Source organism: Pseudomonas sp. JDS28PS106, assembly GCF_036706555.1.
Lineage (GTDB): Bacteria > Pseudomonadota > Gammaproteobacteria > Pseudomonadales > Pseudomonadaceae > Aquipseudomonas.
This window is the reverse complement of record NZ_JBAJGT010000002.1, coordinates 65,384-89,117: the sequence shown is the minus strand read 5'-3', so window position 1 is coordinate 89,117 and position 23,734 is coordinate 65,384. Positions and strand designations below refer to the sequence as shown.

The 23,734-nt window shown below is 62.5% G+C and carries 15 protein-coding genes and 1 tRNA gene; 5 read left to right on the top strand and 11 right to left on the bottom strand.

Going from position 1 to position 23,734, the window contains the following annotated elements; all coding sequences use genetic code 11:
* Positions 1 to 56: 56 nt before the first annotated feature.
* Both TRP66_RS03540 and TRP66_RS03535 read left to right on the top strand, forming a co-directional pair.
* On the top strand, positions 57 to 3,536 hold the full coding sequence (locus TRP66_RS03540) for an indolepyruvate ferredoxin oxidoreductase family protein (RefSeq protein WP_333399965.1): 3,480 nt from the start codon (positions 57 to 59) through the stop codon (positions 3,534 to 3,536).
* Between the two features lie 144 nt (positions 3,537 to 3,680).
* A tRNA-Val gene (locus TRP66_RS03535) sits at positions 3,681 to 3,757 on the top strand.
* 104 nt (positions 3,758 to 3,861) lie between these two features.
* Here the strand turns inward: TRP66_RS03535 and TRP66_RS03530 are convergent.
* Positions 3,862 to 4,239, bottom strand: a complete 378-nt coding sequence (locus TRP66_RS03530; RefSeq protein ID WP_333399964.1) for a hypothetical protein — start codon at positions 4,237 to 4,239, stop codon at positions 3,862 to 3,864.
* Positions 4,240 to 4,567: 328 nt separating this feature from the next.
* Between TRP66_RS03530 and TRP66_RS03525 the strand changes: the two genes are divergently transcribed.
* A complete protein-coding gene (locus TRP66_RS03525; RefSeq protein WP_333399963.1) occupies positions 4,568 to 7,477 on the top strand; it encodes a sensor domain-containing phosphodiesterase in 2,910 nt (969 codons plus the stop codon).
* Here TRP66_RS03525 and TRP66_RS03520 read toward each other — a convergent pair.
* The 8 genes from TRP66_RS03520 to TRP66_RS03485 all read right to left on the bottom strand — a co-directional run bounded on the left by TRP66_RS03520 (position 7,465) and on the right by TRP66_RS03485 (position 17,155).
* Complete coding sequence (locus TRP66_RS03520) at positions 7,465 to 8,403, bottom strand: carbohydrate kinase family protein (protein WP_333399962.1); 939 nt, start codon at positions 8,401 to 8,403, stop codon at positions 7,465 to 7,467. The two genes, TRP66_RS03525 and TRP66_RS03520, sit on opposite strands and share 13 nt — an antisense overlap.
* Positions 8,404 to 8,415: 12 nt before the next feature.
* The gene (gene xylB, locus TRP66_RS03515; protein WP_333400324.1) at positions 8,416 to 9,897 is read right to left on the bottom strand and encodes a xylulokinase; all 1,482 of its coding nucleotides are present in this window, start codon (positions 9,895 to 9,897) and stop codon (positions 8,416 to 8,418) included.
* 28 nt (positions 9,898 to 9,925) lie between these two features.
* Positions 9,926 to 11,407: a mannitol dehydrogenase family protein gene (locus TRP66_RS03510; RefSeq protein WP_333399961.1), complete on the bottom strand. Its 1,482-nt coding sequence runs from the start codon at positions 11,405 to 11,407 to the stop codon at positions 9,926 to 9,928.
* 24 nt (positions 11,408 to 11,431) lie between these two features.
* Positions 11,432 to 12,535, bottom strand: coding sequence for an ABC transporter ATP-binding protein (locus TRP66_RS03505; protein ID WP_333399960.1), 1,104 nt, complete (start codon positions 12,533 to 12,535; stop codon positions 11,432 to 11,434).
* A gap of 287 nt (positions 12,536 to 12,822) precedes the next feature.
* The gene (locus TRP66_RS03500) at positions 12,823 to 13,656 is read right to left on the bottom strand and encodes a carbohydrate ABC transporter permease (protein WP_333399959.1); all 834 of its coding nucleotides are present in this window, start codon (positions 13,654 to 13,656) and stop codon (positions 12,823 to 12,825) included.
* A 10-nt stretch (positions 13,657 to 13,666) separates the two neighbouring features.
* Positions 13,667 to 14,596, bottom strand: coding sequence for a carbohydrate ABC transporter permease (locus TRP66_RS03495; protein WP_333399958.1), 930 nt, complete (start codon positions 14,594 to 14,596; stop codon positions 13,667 to 13,669).
* Positions 14,597 to 14,671: 75 nt separating this feature from the next.
* Positions 14,672 to 15,994, bottom strand: a complete 1,323-nt coding sequence (locus tag TRP66_RS03490; protein ID WP_333399957.1) for an ABC transporter substrate-binding protein — start codon at positions 15,992 to 15,994, stop codon at positions 14,672 to 14,674.
* A 240-nt stretch (positions 15,995 to 16,234) separates the two neighbouring features.
* Positions 16,235 to 17,155, bottom strand: a complete 921-nt coding sequence (locus TRP66_RS03485) for an AraC family transcriptional regulator (protein WP_333399956.1) — start codon at positions 17,153 to 17,155, stop codon at positions 16,235 to 16,237.
* A 97-nt stretch (positions 17,156 to 17,252) separates the two neighbouring features.
* Here TRP66_RS03485 and cobF point away from each other — a divergent pair, with 97 nt between their 5' ends.
* Positions 17,253 to 18,011: a precorrin-6A synthase (deacetylating) gene (cobF, locus tag TRP66_RS03480; RefSeq protein ID WP_333399955.1), complete on the top strand. Its 759-nt coding sequence runs from the start codon at positions 17,253 to 17,255 to the stop codon at positions 18,009 to 18,011.
* A gap of 189 nt (positions 18,012 to 18,200) precedes the next feature.
* Here cobF and TRP66_RS03475 read toward each other — a convergent pair whose 3' ends face one another.
* Both TRP66_RS03475 and TRP66_RS03470 read right to left on the bottom strand, forming a co-directional pair.
* Complete coding sequence (locus tag TRP66_RS03475) at positions 18,201 to 19,505, bottom strand: glycosyltransferase (RefSeq protein WP_333399954.1); 1,305 nt, start codon at positions 19,503 to 19,505, stop codon at positions 18,201 to 18,203.
* On the bottom strand, positions 19,492 to 19,854 hold the full coding sequence (locus TRP66_RS03470) for a response regulator (protein ID WP_333399953.1): 363 nt from the start codon (positions 19,852 to 19,854) through the stop codon (positions 19,492 to 19,494). Before TRP66_RS03470 ends, TRP66_RS03475 begins: the two co-directional genes overlap by 14 nt.
* Before the next feature lie 340 nt (positions 19,855 to 20,194).
* Here TRP66_RS03470 and TRP66_RS03465 point away from each other — a divergent pair, with 340 nt between their 5' ends.
* The gene (locus TRP66_RS03465; RefSeq protein ID WP_333399952.1) at positions 20,195 to 23,725 is read left to right on the top strand and encodes a response regulator; all 3,531 of its coding nucleotides are present in this window, start codon (positions 20,195 to 20,197) and stop codon (positions 23,723 to 23,725) included.
* Positions 23,726 to 23,734 lie beyond the last annotated feature (9 nt).

Here is a 23,734-nt window from a genome sequence, read left to right as displayed (position 1 = left end):
GGGCCGACCGTCCCGGCGCACGCGCCACCGCCAATAAAAACAACAGAGGTATCCGTATGTCACTGGCAGATATTCGTCTGGACGACAAATACCGGCTCGCCACCGGAAACCTGTACCTGACCGGTACGCAGGCGCTGACCCGGCTACCCATGCTGCAAAAGCAGCGCGACGAAGCGCGGGGGCTCAATACCGCGGGATTCATCTCCGGCTATCGGGGTTCGCCGCTGGGCAACCTCGACAAGAGCCTGTGGGACGCCAAGGAATACCTGCAACAGAACGCCATTCATTTCCAGCCCGGGGTCAACGAAGAGCTCGCCGCAACTGCGGTATGGGGCAGCCAGCAGGTCAATCTGTTTCCACAGGGCAAGTACGATGGCGTCTTTGCTATGTGGTACGGCAAGGGCCCGGGGGTCGACCGCTGTGGCGATGTCTTCAAGCACGGCAACTCGGCCGGCGTCGCCGAGAACGGCGGGGTATTGGTCCTTGCCGGCGACGATCATGGCTGCAAGTCCTCCACCATCGCGCACCAGAGCGAACATGCATTCATCGCGGCGATGATGCCGGTGCTCAACCCGTGCGACGTCCAGGAAATCCTTGACTACGGCATCATCGGCTGGGAACTGTCACGTTACAGCGGTTGCTGGGTAGCGATGAAAACCATCGCCGAGAACGTCGACTCCTCGGCGGTGGTGGAAGTGGACCCGCTGCGTATGCAGACCCGGATACCCGAAGACTTTCAGCTGCCTGAAGGCGGCCTGCACATTCGCTGGCCGGACCCGCCGCTGGCTCAGGAAGCCCGGCTCAATACCTACAAGATCTACGCGGCGCGGGCCTTCGCCCGGGTCAATCAGCTCAACCGGGTCGTGCTCGATTCGCCGCAGCCCCGTCTGGGAATCGTGACCACCGGCAAGTCATATCTGGACGTCCGTCAGGCGCTCGAAGAGCTGGGAATCGATGAGCAGAAGTGTGCCGAAGTCGGCATTCGCCTGCTCAAGGTCGGCATGAGCTGGCCGCTGGAGCCGGTGTCCGTGCATGATTTCGCCCAGGGGCTGGACGAGATTCTGGTGGTCGAAGAAAAGCGCAGCGTCATCGAAGACCAACTGACCGGTCAGCTCTACAACTGGCCGGTGGACCGTCGCCCGGTGGTGGTCGGCGAATTCGACGAGCAGGGTCAGTCGTTGCTGCCCAACCTGGGCGAGCTGACCCCGGCGATGATCGCCCGGGTCATTGCCAAACGCCTCGCGCCGTTCTACAGCAGCCCACAGATCGAAGCGCGCCTGCGGTTCCTGGCCGACAAGGAAAAGGCTCTGCAAGACCCGTTGTTCAATACCCAGCGGACCCCGCACTTCTGCTCGGGCTGCCCGCACAACACCTCGACCCGCGTACCCGAGGGAAGCCGTGCCCTGGCGGGCATCGGCTGTCATTACATGACCATCTGGATGGACCGCGCCACCGACACCTTTACCCAGATGGGCGGCGAGGGCGTGACCTGGATTGGCCAGGCGCCGTTCACCGAAACGCCCCATGTGTTCCAGAACCTGGGCGACGGGACTTATTTCCATTCGGGTCATCTGGCGATCCGGGCCGCTGTCGCTTCCGGCGTCAATATCACTTACAAGATTCTGTACAACGATGCGGTGGCCATGACCGGCGGCCAGCCTATTGACGGCGTACTGCGCGTCGATCAGCTCAGCCGTCAGGTATTCGATGAAGGCGTGCGGCGCATCGCGCTGGTGTCAGACGACCCCGACAAGCATGTCGACAAGGCCGGGTTCGCGCCCATCACCAGCTTCCACCACCGACGCGATCTGGATGCCGTGCAGCGCGAGCTACGGGAGTTCAAGGGCGTCTCAGTGATCATCTACGAACAGACCTGCGCGACCGAAAAACGTCGGCGCCGCAAGCGCGGCTCGCTGGCCGATGTCGACAAGCGGGTCATGATCAACGCCGCAGTCTGTGAAGGTTGTGGTGACTGCGGCACCAAGTCGGGCTGTCTGTCGGTGCTTCCCAGGGAAACCGCTCAGGGACGCAAGCGTGAGATCGACCAGAGCGCGTGCAACAAGGACTTCAGTTGTGTCGAAGGCTTCTGCCCGAGTTTTGTGACCGTGCATGGCGGCAAGCTGCGCAAGCCCGCCCCTGCGGCAGGCGGCGTGGAGTTCGGCGCACTGCCCGAGCCTCGCCTGCCGTCGCTCGACCGGCCCTACAACATCCTGCTGCCGGGGGTGGGCGGCACCGGCGTGACCACGGTTGGAGCGATGCTCGGCTATGCGGCGAACCTCGAAGGCAAGGGGTGCAGCGTGCTCGACCAGGCGGGCCTGGCCCAGAAGTTCGGCCCTGTGGTGAGCCACATCCGTATTGCGGAGCGTCAGGACGATCTGTTCGCGGTACGTATCGCTGCGGGCGAAGCCCATCTGCTGTTGGGCTGTGACCTGTTGGTTTCTTCCGGCCCCGATGCGGTCGCCAAGCTGGACGCCGCGATTTCCCACGCGGTGGTCAACAGTCAGCAGACCCCGACCGCCGAATTCACCCGCAATCCCGATGCAGTATTTCCCGCGCAGGCCATGAAACAGACCCTGATCGACGCCGTCGGCGCGGAGAAGACTCACTTCGTCGAGGCCACCGACCTTGCCACGCGGCTTCTGGGCGACAGCATCGCCAGCAACCTGTTCATGCTGGGCTACGCCTATCAGCTGGGCCTCATACCGTTGAGCGCGGCGGCGATCGAAAAGGCCATCGAATTGAACGGCGTTGCCGTCTCGCTGAATCGCCAGGCGTTCGTCTGGGGCCGCAGGGCCGCCCATGACTTGCCGGCGGTCGAAGCGCTGGCCCGGCCGCAAGGGCAGCAGACCCCTGTCGAACTGACGCTTGATCAGCGCGTCGCGAATAACGTCGAGACGCTACGCGCTTATCAAGGGCGCGCTTATGCCAAACGGTATTCGGATCTGGTCGAACGTGTCCGGCAAGCCGAATCGCAGAGCTTTCCCGGGCAGCCGCTGGCGCTGACGGAAGCGGTGGCGTTCAACTACTTCAAGCTGTTGGCGTACAAGGACGAATACGAAGTCGCGCGGCTGTACACCAATGGTGATTTCATCCGAGAACTGGAAACGCGGTTCGAAGGCGACTACAGCCTGCAATTCCACCTTGCGCCATCCTGGCTGGCCAGGCCCGATCCCGCTACCGGCCAGCCGCGCAAGCGCAGCTTCGGGCCCTGGATGCTCAAGGCCTTTGGCGTCCTGGCGAAATTACGCTTCTTGCGCGGTACGCCGCTGGATCCGTTCGGCTATGGCAAGGAACGACGTCATGAGCGTGAGCTGATCGCACACTACGTCGCTGATGTGGAACTGATCCTGCGCCATCTTGAAGCGCGTAACCGTCATACCGCGCTGGCGCTGGCGCGACTGCCTGAGCGTATCCGTGGCTATGGCTACATCAAGGAGAAAGCCATGGATGCCGCGGCACTGCAGGCGCAGAGCCTGAGACGCAGTCTGGAAAGCGGGGAGACCACCGCGCCGAAACTGTACGAGGCAGCGGCCTGAGTCTGGTCTCGCCGAGCGCGTCCCCGTCCTTTTTGCCTGGAGACGCGCTCGGCGGACATCCGCTGAAAAATACGTTTTTTCAGTCGCTTAGGGAAAAAAGCCGTTGACACACATTTCAATATCCGTAGAATGCCGACCCACAGCAGGCACGTAGCTCAGTTGGTTAGAGCACCACCTTGACATGGTGGGGGTCGTTGGTTCGAGTCCAATCGCGCCTACCAGATAAAATCCGCTCTGCTGGGCGGTAGTGAAAAGGGCGATCCGAGAGGATCGCCCTTTTTTCGTTCCGGTGTTCCTTGGGCGCTGACGCACGTCCGCGCCGCAGTCAATGCATCCTGGCGAAATCCGAACCGGCCGAATGCAGCGCAAGGTTCTGGTAAGTCTTGTCGTCGGTCGCCGCGAGCAGCGTTCGGCCGTCTTTCAGGGTTGCCAGAAACGTCACTTCTTTATGTTCGCCCGCGAACATCACGCCGGCCGCAGCGCCTACCGGGCCCGCTACGAGCGCTCCAGCCAGTCCCAGTCCCAGAGCGTCTTCCATGCGTGTGCCCGACGCTTCGCTGGCAATTTCCATGTGGCTGATATCGGTCCGTTTCAGGCTCACGCCTGGCCATGGGCACAGCGACGTTACAAGCGTGATCGTGCCTGCGCAGTATTCGCCATCACCTTGAAGAAAATCTCCCGCTAACACCTTGATCCTGGCCATGTGCGTCTCTCCTCTGTTGCAGAGTGAGCTGGCATTCGGCGCCCCGAAACAGTGCGTGTCAACCACCGGGTGACCGCTGAAAAGGCTCGAAAGACGAATGGTAGCGCCAGGTTTCAAGGACGTTACCGACATGATCATGCAAACAGTACCCGCCGTCAGATGGAGAAGTTGCGCCGAGATGCTTCAATGTCCAGCGATGTGCAACGCCGGCTTTACACATTGGCAGAGAGATTGCGGGCGGCGGAGCGACGCTGGCGCAGAACATGCTTGCCACTATTGTGCTGGCACTCGATGATAGCCGTGGTCGGTTAATGGAGCGGGTCTGTACATGAATGTTTCGCCAAGGATTCCGGACTCTCAGGTTGCCCGTGACGGCGCGGATCTGCATGCAGCCCCCGCAGCCCCCCACGACTCGTCGAGGGTATCCGGCGAGGACCTCGCCGTGGATGTACTGCTCGCGGCTGGCCAAGGGTATCTGACCCGCTTTGCCTGGGCTGCGTACGGCGCGGGGCCGTGGTGCAGCCTGCTGGGCAAGGGCCGGTTGCCGTTCGATTGGCCCGAACAAATCGCCGAGCATGAATTCGACGCCTGGTGCCGCGCGCGGGGTTTGCAGGCGTGGGTAGCCGGGGCCGGAAAACAGGCGTTGGGCTGGATCGTCGCGCCGGCGGCGGAGGCGTGCAATCGCGCCGTGGCCGACCTGGCGATCCGATTGGGCTCGGCGTTGCAGAGCATGGCGCTGATCCGTGCGCAGAACACCCAGAAAGTGCTGTACGAGATCAGCCATCTCGCCAGCTCGACCCGTGACCGAAGCACTTTCCTCAGAGGTATTCATCGGCAGTTGGCAACGCTGATTGATGCCGAGCATTTCTACTTGGCGCTCTATGACAACGCGCTGGATAAAATCACCTATCCCTATTACGTGGACCCGGCCGACGCCGACGCCATGCAGCCGGAAACCTTCGAATATCTGGACCGGCAACGCATGTCCATGACCGGTCATGTGCTGGTCAGCGGCGAGCCGCTGTTCGTCGACGCCGCAGGCATTCAGCAGGCGCAGGAGCAGGGGCGGTTCTTCTGCGTGGGGCGGCGGCCCGAATTCTGGATGGGCGCGCCGCTCAAGAACGCGGCCGATGAGGTGTTCGGCATGCTCGCGATGCAGGTGTATGACGTCGCAAGAGTTTATAGCGTCGAAGATCGGGCGCTGTTCGAAGTGGTCTCGGGCCACGTGGCAATGGCACTCGACCGCCTGCTGCATCGCGCGCACCTGGAGCATACCGTGCTGCTGCGCACCCAGCAGCTCTCGGCGGCCAACCAGGCCCTGCGCCAGGAGATCGCCGACCGCGAGCGCGCCGAGCATCTGCAAACCGCGCTGTTCCAGATCGCCGAGCTGTCCAGCCAGCCCGGCGACATGGCGCAATTGTTCCACCGCCTGCACACGATCGTCGGCGAGCTGCTGGTGGCGCTCAACTTCTATATCGCTCTGTATGACAGCGTCACGGGCGAGGTGACCTTTCCTTATTACGTCGACGAGCGCACGCTCGATGCGCCGCGCTCCCGGCGCGGCCAACGAGGCTTTACCGAGTACGTCATCCGCCAGCGGCGCCCGTGTCTGATCGATCGGGAAGATGCCTTCGAGCTGGAGCGCCTGGGCGAGATCGAGGTTCAGCAGGAATATTCCCGGTCTTCGTCATGGCTGGGCATTCCTCTGTTCGAGGAAGAGCGGGTGCGCGGCGTGCTCGTGGTGCAGAGTTACTCGCTGAACGTGCGCTACACGCAACGGGATCAGGAGCTGCTGACGTTCGTCTCCCGGCATATCGATACCGCGCTGTCACGGCGCAGCGCGGCGCAGGCCGTGCAGCGGGCCAACCTGCAACTCGAAGCCAGGGTCCAGGACCGCACCCGCGCGCTGGATCAGGCCAACGCGCGGTTGCAATACGAAAACTCCCACGACTCGCTGACCCGGCTGGCCAACCGCAGCCATTTGCAACAGCAACTGAGCCTGGCCTGGCAGGCGTTCTGTCAGACGGGCAACCCGCTGATCGTCATGTTCATCGACCTGGACCGTTTCAAGATCGTCAACGACAGTCTGGGCCATCATTGCGGAGATTTGCTGCTAGTGCAGGCGGCGGAGCGCCTGGGCAACTGCATGCGCGACTGCGACCTGCTGGCGCGTCTGGGCGGCGACGAATTCGCCGTGCTCAGCATCGGCGCTTCGCAGGATACCGGCGTCAGCATCGCCGAACGTATCCTGGCCGCTTTCGACCTGCCGTTCCATATCGACGGGCATTCGATCTTTTCCTCGTGCAGCATCGGCATCGTCAGTGCCGACCGCCAGTTCCACCACGAGCCGGCCGATCTGCTGCGCGACGCCGACGCTGCCATGTACCGGGTAAAGAACGGCGGGCGCGACAGCTTCGCGGTGTTCAATCAGGAGCTGCGTCGCGAGGCGTCCGACCTGGTCGAACAGGAAGCCGCGCTGCGCAACGCACTCAAGCGCAGCGACGAGCTGGTGCCTTATTTCCAGCCCATCGTCTGCGTCAAGACCGGCAAGCTGCACGCCCTCGAAGCACTGATTCGCTGGCGTCAGCCCGACGGGCGGGTGGTCGCCCCCGGCAGCTTTCTCCCGGCGCTGGAGGGGCTGCGCCTGATCGGAAGGCTGGATCTGTACATGCTGGCGAGCGTGATCTCAATGCTCGCCAAACCGGAAAACGCGCACTGGCCGCCGGTCCACGTCAATTGTTCCAGCTACAGCATCACCCGTTCCGACTTCGCCGCTGAAGTGCTGGCGATGCTTGCCGAGCATTCCGTGCCGCCATCGAGGCTCTGCCTTGAGCTGACGGAAGGGGCGCTGGTGGCGGATCCCGATCAGGCGCGGCAGTCGATGCGCGAACTGGCCGACCAGGGCATGTCGGTGGTGCTCGATGATTTCGGTTCGGGGTTTTCATCCCTGAGCTACGTGCACCAGTATCACTTCAGCGGCCTGAAGATCGACAAGTCGTTCATCCTCGAACTGAGCACCAGCGATCGCAGCCGCGCTATCGTGCGGGCCATCGTGCGCATGGCCGAGTCGCTGGGCCTGACGGTGGTGGCCGAAGGCGTGGAAGACCTCGCGACCCTGGAGATGCTGCGCGAGATCGGCACGCTTCAGGCTCAGGGCTATTACTTCGCCAGGCCTATGCCGCAGGAGCAACTGGCGCTGGCCTCCGCTTGCGCGCAGGTGTCGCTTCAGCCCAGCTGACTGCGATACGGCAGGTCCGGCCCGACCCGGGTGCAGGTCAGCGCTGCCGCCCGGGTGGCGAAACGCAGCATCTGGTCCAGGGTGTCGCGCTGCAGCGTGGCAAGCCCTGCGGGCGTATCCAGGCGGCGCTCGCTGAGGAATGTCAGCAGCGCCGCCTGAAAGGTGTCTCCCGCGCCTACGGTATCGACCGTCTCGACCTCGCAGGCCGGGACCGACCAGGTGCCCTGGTCGCGGGTGAAAATGCTCGCCCCGTGCGCGCCGCGGGTGACCACCACCAGCTGGCAGCGTTTGCGCAGCCAGGCCTCGGCGATCTGCTGAGGCTCGATGTCCGGGTAAAGCAGATGCAGGTCCTCGTCGCTGACCTTGATCAGATGCGCGTGGGCCGCAAAGGCTCGTATCTGGTCGCGCCAGAGATGAATGTCCGGCGCCGGATTCAAGCGCACGTTGGGGTCTAGACTGATCAGACGGCGGTCGGCTTCCCTGGCGACCAGTGCCAGCAGGGTGTCCGCGACAGGTTGCACCACCAGCGAAAAGGAGCCGACATGGATGCCGCGCACATGGCTTCCCAGGTCGGGCAGATGCTCAAGGCGCAGCTGTCGGTCCGCGCAACCTTCGCCGCGAAAACTGTAGGTCGGCGAGCCATCGGGACCGACCGCGACCATCGCCAGCGTGGTCGGCGCCTCGAACTCGCGCAGGTGCTGAAGATCGACTTGCTCATGGGTCAGCACTGACCTGAGCCTGCGACCCAGATAATCACTGGAGAGGCCGGTGAACAGCGCGGCTTCGACACCGAGCCGGCGCAGACCGATCGCGACGTTGAACGGCGACCCGCCCGCGACGGCGTCCAGACCCAACCGGTTGAGTGCACCGCCGTCATCGGGGCGGGTGAAAATATCGAACAGCGCTTCACCGCAAACGAGAAACATAGAGGCTCCAATCTAAAGGGCTGACACCCGCATACGGTATGTCTGGTACAGCGTTTCATAGGCCGCGACATTCGGGGCACTTGGCATCGTTTCACTGGCCGGGTCCACCCGCACACAGCGCTGACAGAGCAGGCCCAGTTCCAGTGCCGCTCCTTCGCTGGCCGACCAGCACCACGCCGCCTGAATGGCGGCACCCAGCGCGGCAGCTTCGGCATACACCGGGCAGATCACCGGAGTGTCCATGATATCGGCGACCAGTTGTCGCCAGATCGCGCTCTTCGAGCCGCCACCGGTGAGTCGGATGGTCTCGCTTCTGATGCCGCTGGCGCGCAGCAGATCCAGCCCGTAGCGCAATCCGAACGTCGTGCCTTCGACCGCCGCCCGACACAGGTTCTCGGCCGTCAGATTGGTGCTGTCCAGCCCCAGGATGCTGCCGGTGGCGTGGGGCAGGGCCGGCACCCGTTCGCCGTTGAGAAAGGGCAGAATCATGACGCCCTGCGCGCCGATCGGCGCCTGATCCAGGGCTCGATTGAAGGCATCGAGGTCGAGCGCCAGTAACTGGCGAACCGCGGCGGTGACGTTGGTCAGGTTCATGGTGCAGATCAAGGGCAGCCAGTCGCCGGCAGACGAACAAAAGGTCGCGACCGAGGGGTGCTCGCTGATCCGTGGCTGGTCGGCACAGGCGTACACGGTGCCGGACGATCCCAGGCTCATGGTGATCAGGCCGGGCTCGATGTTGCCGGTGCCGATGGCGCCCATCATATTGTCACCACCGCCACTGGACACCAGCACGTCATCGCTCAGGCCCAACCGTTGGGCGATCTCGGGTCGTAGCCGGCCGACCGGCGCGCGGGCGTCAAGCAATTCGGGCAGCGCGCGGCTCAGGCGTCCGCTCGAGTCGATATGATCCAGCAGCGGGCGGTCCCAGTCGCGTCGCCGTACGTCGAAATAGCCGGTCCCGGAGGCGTCGCCCGGCTCCGTGCAACAGCGTCCGGTCAACCAGTAGTTGAGATAGTCGTGGGGCAGCAGAATCCGCTCGATTCGCTCGAATACCTGCGGATGCCGCTCCTTGGTCCAGAGCAGTTTGGAAAGCGTGTAGCCGGGCGCGATGGCGATGCCCAGGCGTTGCAGCGAGCCTGCTTCCCCGCCGAGGTAGTCGAGCAGCCGCTGGTTTTCAGGCGCCGTTTCGGTGTCGCACCACAGCTTGGCCGGGCGCAGCACCTGTCCTTCGGCATCCAGCAGCACCAGCCCGTGTTGCTGGCCCGACACGCCGATGCCCCGGATACGCTCGCCGGCCACTCCCGCGACCGCCAGCGCCGAGCGCGTGGCTTGCTCAAGCGCGGCGACCCATTCGGCCGGGTCCTGCTCGCGACGCCCGGAAGCGTCGCTGATCATGCTGTGCGGCGCCGAACCTTCGCCCAGCACCTGACCGCTGTCGATGTCCAGCACGACCGCCTTGGTGCCCTGGGTGCCGCAATCGATGCCGAGAAACAACGGAGTGTTTGCGTAGCTCATCGTGGCCTCAGGCGTGTCTGGCGAGGATTTTTTCGAGGGTGCCGCTGACGCCCAGCTCCCGCAAACTGTTGAGATTCTGCTCGAACGCCGCGACGAACTCGGCTGACCGGGGGATCGCCAGGCCGAAAATCTCCTCGACTTCCAGCAGGCGCTGGGTGATCAGAACGTCGTCGGCCACCAGCGCCTGGCAGAAATCGGCACGCGGGTCTGGAATCCGGTAGTGCACGCCGTTTTCGTCGACGCCCTTGAGGTACAAGGCCCAGGCCGCGACTACCAGCGAAGCGCGTTCAAGATTGCCTTGATCCTGGATCAGCCGATTGATCGTCGGCACCGTGAACTTGGGAAATTTCGATGACCCATCAGAGCAGACGCGCTCCAGCTGGTCGGCGATGGCCCGGTTGGAGAATCGGTGGATCAGGGTGTCTTTATAGTTCGTCAGGTCGATGCCCGGCACCTGCGCCAGCTGCGGCGTGACGTCCAGGTCCATATACGCCCGAATGAAACCCACGAACAGTGGATCGTTCATGGTCTCGTGGACATAACGGTAGCCTTTGAGAAAACCCAGGTAGGTCAGGGCCAGATGGCTGCCGTTGAGCAGCTTGATCTTCATTTCTTCGTAGGGCGTGACATCGTCGGTGAACTGCACGCCGACCTGCTCCCAGGCCGGCCGCCCGGCAACGAACTTGTCTTCCAGCACCCACTGCACGAAAGGTTCGCAGACCACCGGCCAGGCATCGTCGATGTTCTTCTCGTCCGCCAGCTTGAGGCGATGCTGCGCGCTGGTCATGGGCGTGATGCGGTCGACCATGGCGTTGGGGAAGCTTACGTGCCGGTCGATCCAGTCGCGCAGATTCGGGTCGAGCAGTCCGGCAAACGCCAGCAGCGCCTTGCGGGTCACCGCGCCATTGTGCGGCAGGTTGTCGCAGGACATCAGCGTAAAGGCCGGCGTACCCTCGGCACGGCGTCGGGCGAGAGCGGCGCACAGAAAGCCGAATACCGTGGTCGGCTGATAGGGGTGGTCCAGATCGTGGCGGATCTGCGGCAGGTGATCCATGAACTGACCGTTGCTGTCGTCGATGCAATAGCCACCTTCGGTGATGGTCAAAGATACGATGCGGATTTCAGGGCTGGACAGCTTGTCGATCAGCGCCTGGGCGCCGTCCTCGGCCAGCAGCATGCCGCTGATGGAGGCGATGATCCGGGTTTCGGTGTCAGGCGTGTCGCCCAGTTCGAACAGGGTATACAGGTAATTCTGGCCGGCGAGCGCATCGCGCACGTTGCGATCCTCGGGGCGCAGGCCAATGCCGCAGATGGCCCAGTCCAGCGCCTGGCCGTGGTTCATCAAGGCGTCGGTATAGAACGCCTGATGGGCGCGATGGAAACCGCCGACGCCAATGTGGGCGATGCCCTGGCGCGTATCCGCCGGCAGGTAGGCGGGCCGGGCGATATCCGCCGGCAACTGCGAAAGGGTGTGCTTGTCGAGTTTCATGGTTCGGCTCTCCGGACGCGGGCTTCAGGCGGCGACTTGCAGGGTTCTGGCGATTACCAGACCTTGGGCATCGAACAGGTGGCAGTGGGCACTGTCCAGGTGCAGATTGAGCGTCTCGCCGTACTGGCTGGCCAGATCGCCCCGGATGCGCATGGTCAGCGCCTCGCCCGCCTGAGTGCGTACGTGGCAGTAGGTGTCGCTGCCCAGTCGTTCGCTGACGTCGGCCACGACTTGCAACTGACATTCCCCGGCGCGCGCGATGTTCAGATGCTCCGGGCGGATGCCCAGGGTCACCGGATCGCCGACGCTCAGCGCGGGGCCGCTGACCGGCAGTACGACGCGGGTGCCCGCGTCCAGCTCGACTTCGCAGCCTGTGGTTTCGACCCGGCTGATCCGGCCCTTGAGAAAGCCCATCTTCGGCGTGCCGAGAAAGCCGGCGACGAACAGGTTGGCCGGATGATGGTAGAGCTCCAGCGGCGAGCCGACCTGTTCAATCCTGCCGCCGTTGAGCACCACGACCTTGTCGGCCAGGGTCATGGCTTCCACCTGGTCATGGGTGACGTAAATCATCGTCGCCTGCAGTTCCTTGTGCAGCCGCGACAATTCCAGACGGGTCTGCACCCGCAGCGCCGCGTCCAGGTTGGAGAGCGGCTCGTCGAACAGGAATATCTTGGGGTTGCGCACGATGGCGCGACCGATGGCGACGCGCTGGCGTTGCCCGCCGGACAGCTGTTTGGGTTTGCGATCCAGCAGCGGGCCGAGTTCCAGAATGCGCGCCGCTTCGTCCACCTTGCGCTTGATGGTCGCCTTGTCGCCGCCGGCCAGATCCAGCGCGAACGACAGGTTCTTGCCGACGGTCATGTGCGGGTAGAGCGCGTAGGTCTGAAACACCATCGCCAGGTCGCGCTTGGCCGGCGTCACCTGGGTGATGTCGCGACCGTCGAGCTCGATGGTGCCCGAGGTCACTTCCTCCAGCCCCGCGATCAGTCGCAGCAGCGTCGACTTGCCGCAGCCCGAAGGGCCGACGAACACCACGAATTCACGATCCCGCACCTCGAGATCGATGCCCTTGATGATCTGATGACCGTCGAAGCCTTTCTGCAGATTTCTGATGCTCAGATTAGCCATGATGGCCTCCGGTTATTGTTTTTCATTGTTCGGACGCTGGCTCAATTTGTCGGTGCCAGTTTCGCGTCGCCTGCGGTCGGCGGCACTCAACTGAACACGGTTCCGTAGGAGCCAGCTTGCTGGCGATCTGCCGCGAGGCGGCAGCAACGAGGACGCGCGAATTATCAGAAACACCGCGTCACGGCTCATCGCCAGCAAGCTGGCTCCTACGCAGATCGTGCAGACACCGTCGAACGCGGTCCCGGGAGCAACGCCATTGCGGGCAAGCGCGCCGGTATACGTTGTTTTCATTTCACCGCCCCGAACGACAACCCGCGTACCAATTGTTTCTGGCTGATCCAGCCAAAGATCAGGATCGGCGCGCAGGCCAGCGTGGAGACGGCCGACAGCTTGGCCCAGAACAACCCCTCGGGGCTGGAATACGAGGCGATCAGCGCCGTCAGCGGCGCGGCGCCGGACGAGGTCAGGTTCAACGACCAGAATGCCTCGTTCCAGCACAGGATCAGCGACAGCAACGCCGTGGACGCTAGCCCGCCCTTGCAGATCGGCATCAGCACCCGAAAGATCTCCTGACGCGTGGTCGCCCCGTCCAGCCTTGACGCCTCAAGGATTTCGCCCGGCAGGTCCTTGAAGTAGGTGTAAATCATCCACACCACGATCGGCAGGTTGATCAGCGTATAGATAATGATCAACGCCAGCCGCGTGTCTAGCAGGCCGAACGTCTTCGCCAGCAAGTAAATGGGCATCAGCACGCCCACCGGTGGCAGCATCTTGGTCGACAGCATCCACAGCAAGGTGCTCTTGGTGCGCTTTGTCTCGAAAAACGCCATCGAATAGGCGGCGGGAATCGCCACCAGCATGCACAGGATCGTCGCGCTGAAAGAGATCACCACCGAATTCCAGGCGAAATGAAAATAGTCGCTGCGCTCCTGAATATGCAGATAGTTTTCCAGCGTGGGAGTGAAGAACAGCTGCGGCGGGGTGGCGAACGCATCAATCTCGGTCTTGAAGCTGGTCAGCAGCATCCAGAAGATCGGGAAGAAGATCAGCGCCGCCACCAGCCACGACAGCAGGCCGAGCAGCACACTCTGCACGCGCCGGGATTGTTTGAGGGTCATCATGGCCGGTTCCTCAGGACTTGTCGGTGAGGTTCTTGCCGATCATCCGGATCAGGATGATGGCTGCGATATTGGCGATCACGACCGCGATCAACCCGCCGGCGGAGGCCATGCCCACGTCGAACTGCAACAGCGCCTGGATGTAGATCAGATACGCCAGGTTGGTGGACGCGAAGCCCGGTCCGCCGTTGGTGGTGGTGAAGATCTCGGCGAACACCGACAACAGAAAGATGGTCTCGATCATCACCACCACGGCGATGGGCCGGGCCAGGTGCGGCAGGGTAAGGTGCCAGAAGATTGCGATGGGTCCCGCGCCGTCCAGCCGCGCCGCCTCTTTCTGCTCCTGATCGAGCGACTGCATGGCGGTCATCAGGATCAGAATGGCGAACGGCAGCCACTGCCAGGAGACGATGATGATGATCGACAGCATCGGATAATGGGCGAACCAGTCCACCGGTTCCGCGCCGAAGAATTTCCAGACGGCCGCCAGTACGCCGGAGACCGGATGGAAGATCAGGTTCTTCCAGATCAGCGCGCCGACCGTGGGCATGATGAAGAAGGGCGAGATCAACAATACGCGCACGATGCCGCGGCCGAAGAAGTCGCTCGCCTCCAGCAGCGCGGAAATCAGCACGCCCAGCACCACGCTGATCGCCAGCACGCTGCCGACCAGCAGCAGGGTGTTGCCCGCGCCTGGCAGGAAGCCGCTGTCGGTGACGAAGTATTCGAAGTTCTCCAGACCCACGAACTCGTTCTCGCCGGGCGAAAGCAGGTTGTAGCGGATCAGAGAAAAGTAGATGGTCATGCCCAGCGGCACGATCATCCAGACCAGAAGCAGGGCGACCGAGGGGCTGACCAGGAACCAGCCGGGTTTCAGGCGACGGCCCGCGGGCCGGTGCTCATGGCCGGCATCTGTAGAAGAAGGCAAGGCAGAGGTTTTCATGAAGGGGCTCCGAACCGGGTGACGCCAATGCGCGAGAGGCGCGGACGCCTTGGCGTCCGGCCTGTGTCCGAGCGGTTACTTCTTCGCGTAGCCGGCGCGTTTCATGTCGCGCTCGGTGGAGTTCTGCGCGCTGCGCAGGGCGTTGTCGACCGAGGTCTGACCGATCAGCGCGGCGGAGAACTGCTGGCCTACGCTGGTGCCAATGGCCTGGAACTCAGGGATGGTCACCAGCTGGATGCCGACATAGGGCACCGGCTTGAGGGTCGGCGACTTGGGCGTCACGGCCTTGAGCGATTCCAGCGTGATATTGGCGAAGGGCGCCGCCTCTTTGTATTCATCGCTGTAGGTGGAGGCGCGAGTGCCAGGCGGCACGTTGGACACGCCGTCTTTCTCGGCGACCAGAGCCGCGTACTCCCTGGATGTCGCCCATTGGGTGAAGGCGGCAGCGTCCTTGGTGTTCTTGGCGCTGGTCGGGATCGCCAAGGCCCACGAGTACAACCACGAAGCACCCTTGTCGGTGACCTCGGTGGGCGCGTAAGTGAAGCCCACGCTGTCGGCCACTTTGCTCTGGCTCTTGTCGGTCACGAACGAGCCGGCCACGCTGGCATCCACCCAGATGGCGCACTTGCCGCTGTTGAACAGCGCCAGGTTTTCGTTGAAGCCGTTGCTGGACGCGCCGGGCGGGCCGGACTGTTTCATGGTGGTGACGTAGAAATTGAGCGCGTTCTTCCATTCCGGCTGGTCGAACTGCGGCTTCCACTGCTCGTCGAACCAGCGCGCGCCGTAGGCGTTGGCGAGCGTCGTGATCAGCGCCATGTTCTCGCCCCAGCCCGCCTTGCCGCGCAGGCATACGCCGTACTGCTCTTTGGACCGGTCGGTCAGCTTGCCGGCGAATTCGGCGATCTGGGTCCAGGTAGGGCGCTCGGGCATGGTCAGCCCGGCGGCCTTGAACAGGTCGGTGCGGTAGTAGGTGATCGAAGCTTCGGCATAGAACGGCAGGGCGTACAGCTTGCCGTCCACCGACAGCCCGTCGCGCACCGACGGGAAGACATCGTCCAGTTCGTAAGTGGCGGGCAGGTCTTTCATCTCCTGCAGCCAGCCCTTGGCGCCCCACAGCGAGGCTTCGTACATGCCGATGGTCAGCACGTCGAACTGGCCGCCCTTGGTGGCGATGTCGGTGGTCAGGCGCTGACGCAGCACGTTTTCTTCGAGCACCACCCAGTTCAGCTTGATCTCCGGGTTTTTCTGCTCGAAGGATTTGGAGAGCCGCTGCATACGGATCATGTCGCTGTTATTGACCGTGGCGATGGTGACGGTGCCAGCGGTTGCGCCTGGGGTCACGAGGGCGCCGGCGCTGAGGATCGAGCCTGCCAGCAGCAGTTTTGCGGTGGTCTTCATTGATCACTCCTCTTCCATGGCCGCTGAGGGATAGAAGGTTGGTTATTGTTTTTGTGTCTTCCGGAGGCGAGGAAGATGTGCGCTGATTACAACGGCCCACGGTCCGCTTGACAAATCCTGCACCGCACTCCAACCGATACTTTTTTGCACTGGAGACGTGCCGGCCCATCCAGACAAAGACTGCCGGGACCTGTCGCGCCGCCGTTTCAGCTTAGACGATGCACCGCAGCGCAGGTCGGATCAGTACAGATTCCGGGCTCCGGGAGGCTGAACGGCAAGGCGCTGGGTGGCCAGGCGCCGGTAATGGGAGGGCGTCATGCCCTTGAGTTGCAGAAACCGCCGGTTAAAGTTGGAGATGTTGCTGAAACCCGACTCGAAACACACATCGGTGACCGGCTTGCTGACATCGGCCAACAGTTCGCAGGACTTGCTGATACGCAGCCGGTTGACGAACTCGACGAAGCAGCGCCCGGTGGCCTGCTTGAACACCCGAGAGAAATAGGTCGGCTTCATGCCCATGTGCTCGGCGACTTCTTCGAGTGGAAGCTCGCGGCCGTAGTGGGCAAAGATGTAATCGACGGCGCGGTTGGTGCGGTCCACACTCTGCTCGTCGGCCATGTGCGGCGCGGCGGTGGCGGAGAGCAACTGGTAGTCGTCGCAGGCGGCCAGAAGCTCCAGCAGAATCAGAAAGTGGCCGAGGCGGGTGATGCCGCGGGAGGCCGCGATTGTGTGCATCAGCTCCGTAGCCTTGACGATGGTACGCCGGCAGCGAAACTCGATGCCGTACTCGGCGCGCTCCAGCAGCGGGGCCAGGGTGCGCAGCTCGGCGAACGCCTGATTGGCGCTTTCCAGCAGCTCGCCGGTGAAGTTCACCAGCATGTCGCGCTGGGGAACGACCTCGCCGTCGCCCACCTGACTGATCCAGTTGTGCGGCAGGTTCGGCCCGGTGAGGAACAGGCTGTGGGGCGAGAAATTGCCGATGTAGTCGCCGATGAACACCTTGCCGGAACTGGCAACGATCAGGTGCAGCTCGTACTCCTTGTGAAAGTGCCAGCGCACCAGCGGGCAGGGGAAACCATGTTCGCGGTAGATGATCGACAGGCCGTTATGGTCGTCCATCAGCTCGTAGGAAGGATCGGTGATTTTTGTTGTTTTAATCATCGGATGGCCGCTTCGCAGAATGGCAGCCGGTAATGTGCCTTATTTTTCCTGGCCGTGTCTGTAACCTGTGCCTTGACCGTACCTGGAGGCGATGACGATGAAACGGATTCTGTTGATCGGAGTCGGTGCCGGCGATCCCGAACAGATCACCGTGCAGGCGATCAAGGCGCTGAACCGCACCCAGGTCTTTTTTCTGCTCGACAAGGGTCCGGACAGTGACGAGCTGTTGCGTTGGCGCAAGGAAATCTGCGCACGTTATCTGCAGCACCAGGACTGCCGCTGGGTCGAGGTCCGCGATCCGCAGCGAGACGACCAGCCGCAAGCCTACGCCCAGGGCGTCGAAGCCTGGCATGGGCAACGCGCACAACTGTTCGAGCGTTTGATCGGCGAGCATGTCGGTGAGGATGAAACCGGGGCTTTGCTGATCTGGGGCGACCCGGCGCTGTATGACGGCACCTTGCGCGTCATCGAGAGGATCCTGGCGCGTGGGCGGGAGATCTTCGAGTATGAGGTCGTTCCGGGTATCACCAGCGTCCAGGCGCTGGCCGCCCGCCATCGCATCCCTCTGAACCGAATCGGCGAGCCGGTGCGGATCATGCCCGGCCGTCGCCTCGCCGAATGCGCGCCTGCGGACATCCGCAACGAAGTGATCATGCTGGATGCGCACTGCACTTTCGAACGCTTTCTCGGCCAGGGTCTGGAGATCTACTGGGGTGCGTACCTGGGAACGCCCGACGAAATCCTCATGGCCGGCAAGCTCGATGAGCTGTGCGAGCCCATCAAGCAGGCCCGCCACCAGGCTCGTCTGCGCAAAGGCTGGATCATGGATACTTATCTGCTGCGCAAACCGCTCTGAGCTCGGGGATTATCGCCAGCAAGCTGGCTCCTACGGCACCGTGATCTGGTAGGAGCCAGCTTGCTGGCGATACAGTCGCCGCCGTCTATCTGCCAACCGCGCCACCGCTGTCGCGAGCAAGCTCCCTCCCACGGGTGTACGCCGATCATTTGTGGGAGGGACCTTGGTCGCGACGGGCGTTATTGGCAGTTACTTGCGATTCTTGGCCTCGATCCACTGCGCCATGTACTTGGTGCTCTTGAGGTGGTGGTGGCGCAGCATCATGCCGGTGAAGTTGCCCAGGCGGTGGCGGGGCAGGTCGGCGCGGATGGCCTGGATACGCTCGATGAGGCTGGCGCAATGCGTGGCGTGTCGATAGCGGGCGCCGAGCAACGCCAGGCCATCGGCCTGAGCCTGATCCCAGAGGCCGCGGTCCTCATAGAGCCGCACCGCGGCATCTGCCAGTCCCTGGGCGCTGTTGGCGATCAGCCCCGGCCAGCGTCCTTCCACATCGCCCATGGCCTCGGCGCCTACCGCCGTGGTGACCGAAGGCGTGCCACACAGCATCGCGTCGATCAGCTTGCCCTTGATCCCCGCACCGAAACGCAGCGGCGCCAGGCACACGCGCGCCTGGGACATGACTGCCAAGGCATCCTCGGCCCAGTTCTTGACGAGAAACCCCTGCGCGGCATTGTGCAGCGCCGTCGCCTTGGGCGGGGTGTACGCGCCGTACACATGGAATTGTGCGTCGGGCAACCGCTGGCGAATGAGCGGCCAGACGGCATTCTTCATCCAGAGCACGGCATCCCAATTGGGCGCGTGGCGAAAATTGCCAATGGTCAGGAAGTGCTGCCGCTGGTCATAAGAAGGAGCCGTTTCCGGCACCACGTCCAGCATCAGCGGGCACCAGTGCAGAATTGACGCCGGCAGGCCGAACTGACTGGTCAAGAGGCCGATCTCGACATCCGAAGTCATCAGATTCAGGTCGCAGCGATACAGCGCGGCGATCTCTCTCTGTGCCAGGTCGCCGGGCGCGACAGCGCTGTACAGATCTGGATTATCCAGGGCAAAGACGCCTGAAAAATCGTTCTGTTGCGGATGGGTTTTCAAGTGCTCTTTGATCAGCTCATGACGTGCATGTCGCAAGCTTTGCAAGTCGGAGGTTTCCAGAATGCGCAGCGCATTCGGACAATGCTGTTCCACTCGCCAGCCGAACTGTTCCTCGATCATGAACTGATCGAACAGCACCACGTCCGGCGCCAGTTCGCTGATGAAGACGTCGAAACTGCTGTCGTTCAGCTCGATGCGTACTTCGTCGATGCCCAGGCTTGCCAGATCGGCCTTGTGCTCGCCTTCGGTGGCGGGGCTGGCGAAGGTGATCTGCCAGCCCTGTTCGAGAAAACACCGGATCAGTTGCATCACATGGCCGCTGGCGGCCGAAGAGCGAGGTTCCGGCCATACGTAGCCGATGATCAGCAGGCGGGTGCCGGCCTGTAATGGATCAGAGCTGGCCAAGAATGCTTTTTACCTTGTCGCGAAGATCGTCGATGGAAAACGGCTTGCCGATCGAATACATGCCGTCGGGCACGTCGATGTTTTCGGAGTAGCCGCTGGCGAACAGGATCGGCAACTGCGGGCGCAGCGCCCGGACGCGGGTCGCCAGCTCGGTGCCTTTCATGTCTGGCAGCCCCTGATCGGTCATCATCAGATCGACCTGGGCGCCATTCTCGATCGCGTTCAGCGCTTCGGCCGCATCCGCGGCTTCGAGTACGGTGTATTCAAGCTCTTCGAGCACGTCGACGATGAGCATGCGTACGATATTGTCATCTTCAACCACCAGAATCGTGCTGGCTGCGTCAGGCATTGGTTGACTCCTTTGAAAAGAAAAATGGCGCGATGGGGCCAGGAGGCTGTTGCTCGGCGACACGCCGAAGCCGCCGGACGGCCTGCATGGGCAGACTCGCCAATAGATTCCGCGCAGGTCCTCCATCAGTAAATGAAACGACGCTGGAAGTTCCGTACATCAGGTCACAGGATGCGACGACATTCGAAGCGACCGGTCATTTTTGGCACCTGACAGGAATTGGGCGCAGCTTATCGCTTATTTACGTGTGAAATTTCAACATCTCCTGTAGGAAAAATGAGTCTTTTTCAGCGATTTACGGCAAACTCCCCGGTTTGAATTATCCCGCCAAGGAATTTTCATGAATCGGACGTCTGTAGTCGATGAACAACGCTTCCGCAAACTGCTGGGGCGCAACGTCGGTTTACCATTGGGTGTCGGCGTACTCAGTGCGGTCTTTTTCATTCTCCTGATCACCTATCTGCTGTCCGTGATCCAGTGGGTCGAGCATACCGATCGGGTGATCAACAACACCAACCGGGCGATGAAGCTGTCGATCGACATGGAAACCGGCATGCGCGGTTACCTGCTCACCGGCGACCAGCAATTTCTCGATCCTTATGAAATTGCCAAGCCGGTGCTGATGGCGGAGCTGGCGGGCATCAAGGAGCTGGTGACCGACAATCCGACCCAGCTCGATCGCTTCCGTCGTCTGCTGACCCTGCAGACCGAATGGAACAAGTTCGCTCAGGAGATGATCGATCTGCGGCGCAGCAACGGCAATTACCTGAGTCCGGTGCAGACCGGCCGCGGCAAGCGCATCACCGACGAAATCCGCATGGAATACGACCAGGCGGTCGCGATGGAACAGCAGTTGCGCCAGGCGCGCAATTCTGAAGTCACCCGTACCACCATCACGTCCGTGACCCTGTACCTGATCTTCGTGCTGGTGGTAAGCGGCATCCTGGCCTATATCGGGCGCAGGGACTTGCTTAACCTGTCAGAAACTTACAGCGAAAACATCAAGCAACAGGAACTCAACGCCGAACGCCTGCAAAAGGCCGCGTGGCTGCGCAACGGCCAGACCGAACTGGCCGAGCAGGTGCTCGGTCAGTTGACCCTCAACATGCTGGGTCGCAATACGCTGCAGTTTATGGCGCGCTACCTGGGCGCCGCGGTGGCAGCGCTTTATGTGCGCCAGGAGCACGGCAGCCTGGTTCGCGTCGCGTCCTACGGTTTCTCCCGCGAACAGGAGCAGCGCGAGCAGACTCTTTACAGCGACGAAGGCATCGTCGGCCAGGCCGCGCAGCAGGATCGCATCATCACACTGGAGGAAGTACCAGGCGACTACTTCAAGGTTGCCTCGGGTCTGGGCGACGGTGCGCCGCGCAGCGTGATCATTGCGCCGACCAGCAACGACGACCAGGTCAACGGCGTGATCGAACTGGGCTTCCTGCGACCGCTGACCGAGCGCGATCAGGAATTCCTCGAGCTGATCTCCGACAACATCGGCACCTCCATCGAAGCGGCGCGCTATCGCCAGCGCCTTCAGGAAGTGCTGACCGAAACCCAGCAGCTCAACGAAGAACTTCAGGTTCAGCAGGAAGAACTGCGCACGGCCAACGAAGAACTCGAAGAGCAGTCGCGGATCCTCAAGGAATCCCAGGTCAATCTGGAAACCCAGCAGGCCGAACTCGAACAGACCAACGAACAGCTTGCCGAACAGAGCCAGGCCTTGGCCGACCAGCGCGATGCGCTGGACCGCAACAATGAAGAACTCAGTATCGCGCAGGTCGAATTGCAGGCGCGGGCCGAAGAGCTGCAGCGCTCCAGTCGCTACAAGTCCGAATTCCTCGCCAATATGTCCCACGAGCTGCGCACGCCGCTCAACAGTTCGCTGATCCTCGCCAAGTTGCTGGCCGAGAACCCGCACGAGAACCTCACCGAGGAACAGGTCAAGTTCGCCGAGTCGATCTACTCGGCGGGCAATGACCTGCTGAACCTGATCAACGACATTCTGGACATTTCCAAGGTCGAGGCGGGCAAGCTCGAAGTGCGACCGGAAACCAGCAGCGTGCCTCGTCTGGTGGAAGGCCTGCGCGGCATGTTCCAGCCGCTGGCGATGGACAAGAACCTGGAATTCAGCGTCGAACTGCAAGCCGGCGCGCCGACCATGCTGCACACCGACCGGCAACGTCTGGAGCAGATTCTCAAGAACCTGTTGTCCAACGCGATCAAGTTCACCGAGACCGGCTCGGTCAGCATGACCGTCTCGCGTCAGCCCGGCGAAGGCATTGCCTTTACCGTGCGTGATTCGGGGATCGGTATCGCCGAAGAGCATCAACAGAGCATTTTCGAGGCGTTCCGTCAGGCCGACGGCACCACCAACCGGCGCTACGGCGGCACGGGGTTGGGCCTGTCGATTTCCCGCGACCTGGCCGCCTTGTTGGGTGGTTCTATCAGCGTCACCAGCGCGCCGGGGCAGGGCAGTATCTTCACCTTGGTGCTGCCGGAACGCTACAGCGGGCAGACCGAGCAGAGTCCGGGGGACGATGCAGTCCAGCCGCTGATCGCGCAAGTCTCGCCGGCGCCCGTTGCGATTGCCCCCCCTGTAGCGCCCGTCGCGCCCCAGCCGGCACCCGTTGCCGTGTCGGTCGGCGCCCAAGCGCCGGCGTTCGCCGATGACCGCGATCTGTCGGCAGAGGGCAAGCGGCGCATTCTGGTCATCGAGGACGACGTGGCGTTCGCCCGGATCCTGTTTGATCTGGCTCACGAACTCGACTACCAGTGCCTGGTCGCCCACGCCGCCGACGATGGCTTCAACCTTGCGGCACAGTTCGAACCGGACGCGATCCTGCTCGACATGCGCCTGCCGGACCACTCGGGCCTGACCGTGTTGCAGCGGCTCAAGGAACTGGCGGTCACTCGCCACATACCGGTGCATGTGATCTCCGTCGAGGACCGTCAAGAGGCCGCGATGCACATGGGCGCCATCGGTTATGCCGTGAAGCCCACCACCCGGGAAGAGCTCAAGGACGTCTTCGCGAAGCTGGAAGCCAAGCTGACCCAGAAGGTCAAGCGCGTGCTGGTGGTCGAGGATGACGCCTTGCAGCGCGACAGTATCGCGCGGCTGATCGGCGACGACGATATCGAAATCACCGCCGTCGGGCTGGCCCAGGAAAGTCTGGATCTGCTGCGCGATAACGTCTACGACTGCATGATCATCGACCTCAAGCTGCCCGACATGCACGGCGACGAGCTGCTCAAGCGCATGTCCACCGAGGACATCTGCGCCTTCCCGCCGGTCATCGTCTACACCGGCCGCAACATGACCCGCGACGAAGAAACCGAGCTGATGAAATATTCGCGCTCGATCATCATCAAGGGCGCGCGTTCGCCGGAGCGCCTGCTCGACGAAGTGACGCTGTTCCTGCACAAGGTGGAATCGCAGCTTTCCAACGAGCGGCAGAAGATGCTCAAGACCGCCCGCAGCCGCGACAAGGTGTTCGAGGCCCGCAAGATACTGGTGGTGGATGACGATGTGCGCAACATCTTCGCTCTGACCAGCGCTCTGGAACACAAGGGCGCGGTCGTGGAGATCGCGCGCAATGGCCTGGAAGCCATCGCCAGGCTCAACGAGATTCCTGATATCGACCTGGTGTTGATGGACGTGATGATGCCGGAAATGGATGGCTACGAAGCGACCGCCGAGATCCGAAAGGATCCGCGCTGGCGCAAGCTGCCGATCATCGCGGTGACCGCCAAGGCCATGAAGGACGACCAGGAACGCTGCCTGCAGGCCGGTTCCAACGATTACCTGGCCAAGCCCATCGATCTGGACCGGCTGTTTTCGCTGATCCGGGTCTGGCTGCCTAAAATGGAACGTATTTGAAGCGCAACG

Excerpts from the sequence above, each read along its gene's own strand:
- TRP66_RS03540 (WP_333399965.1), top strand. The coding sequence starts at position 57 with ATGTCACTGGCAGATATTCGTCTGGACGACAAATACCGGCTCGCCACC.
- TRP66_RS03530 (WP_333399964.1), bottom strand. The coding sequence starts at position 4,239 with ATGGCCAGGATCAAGGTGTTAGCGGGAGATTTTCTTCAAGGTGATGGC.
- TRP66_RS03525 (WP_333399963.1), top strand. The coding sequence starts at position 4,568 with ATGAATGTTTCGCCAAGGATTCCGGACTCTCAGGTTGCCCGTGACGGC.
- TRP66_RS03520 (WP_333399962.1), bottom strand. The coding sequence starts at position 8,403 with ATGTTTCTCGTTTGCGGTGAAGCGCTGTTCGATATTTTCACCCGCCCC.
- TRP66_RS03510 (WP_333399961.1), bottom strand. The coding sequence starts at position 11,407 with ATGAAACTCGACAAGCACACCCTTTCGCAGTTGCCGGCGGATATCGCC.
- TRP66_RS03505 (WP_333399960.1), bottom strand. The coding sequence starts at position 12,535 with ATGGCTAATCTGAGCATCAGAAATCTGCAGAAAGGCTTCGACGGTCAT.
- TRP66_RS03500 (WP_333399959.1), bottom strand. The coding sequence starts at position 13,656 with ATGATGACCCTCAAACAATCCCGGCGCGTGCAGAGTGTGCTGCTCGGC.
- TRP66_RS03495 (WP_333399958.1), bottom strand. The coding sequence starts at position 14,596 with ATGAAAACCTCTGCCTTGCCTTCTTCTACAGATGCCGGCCATGAGCAC.
- TRP66_RS03490 (WP_333399957.1), bottom strand. The coding sequence starts at position 15,994 with ATGAAGACCACCGCAAAACTGCTGCTGGCAGGCTCGATCCTCAGCGCC.
- TRP66_RS03485 (WP_333399956.1), bottom strand. The coding sequence starts at position 17,155 with ATGATTAAAACAACAAAAATCACCGATCCTTCCTACGAGCTGATGGAC.
- cobF (WP_333399955.1), top strand. The coding sequence starts at position 17,253 with ATGAAACGGATTCTGTTGATCGGAGTCGGTGCCGGCGATCCCGAACAG.
- TRP66_RS03470 (WP_333399953.1), bottom strand. The coding sequence starts at position 19,854 with ATGCCTGACGCAGCCAGCACGATTCTGGTGGTTGAAGATGACAATATC.
- TRP66_RS03465 (WP_333399952.1), top strand. The coding sequence starts at position 20,195 with ATGAATCGGACGTCTGTAGTCGATGAACAACGCTTCCGCAAACTGCTG.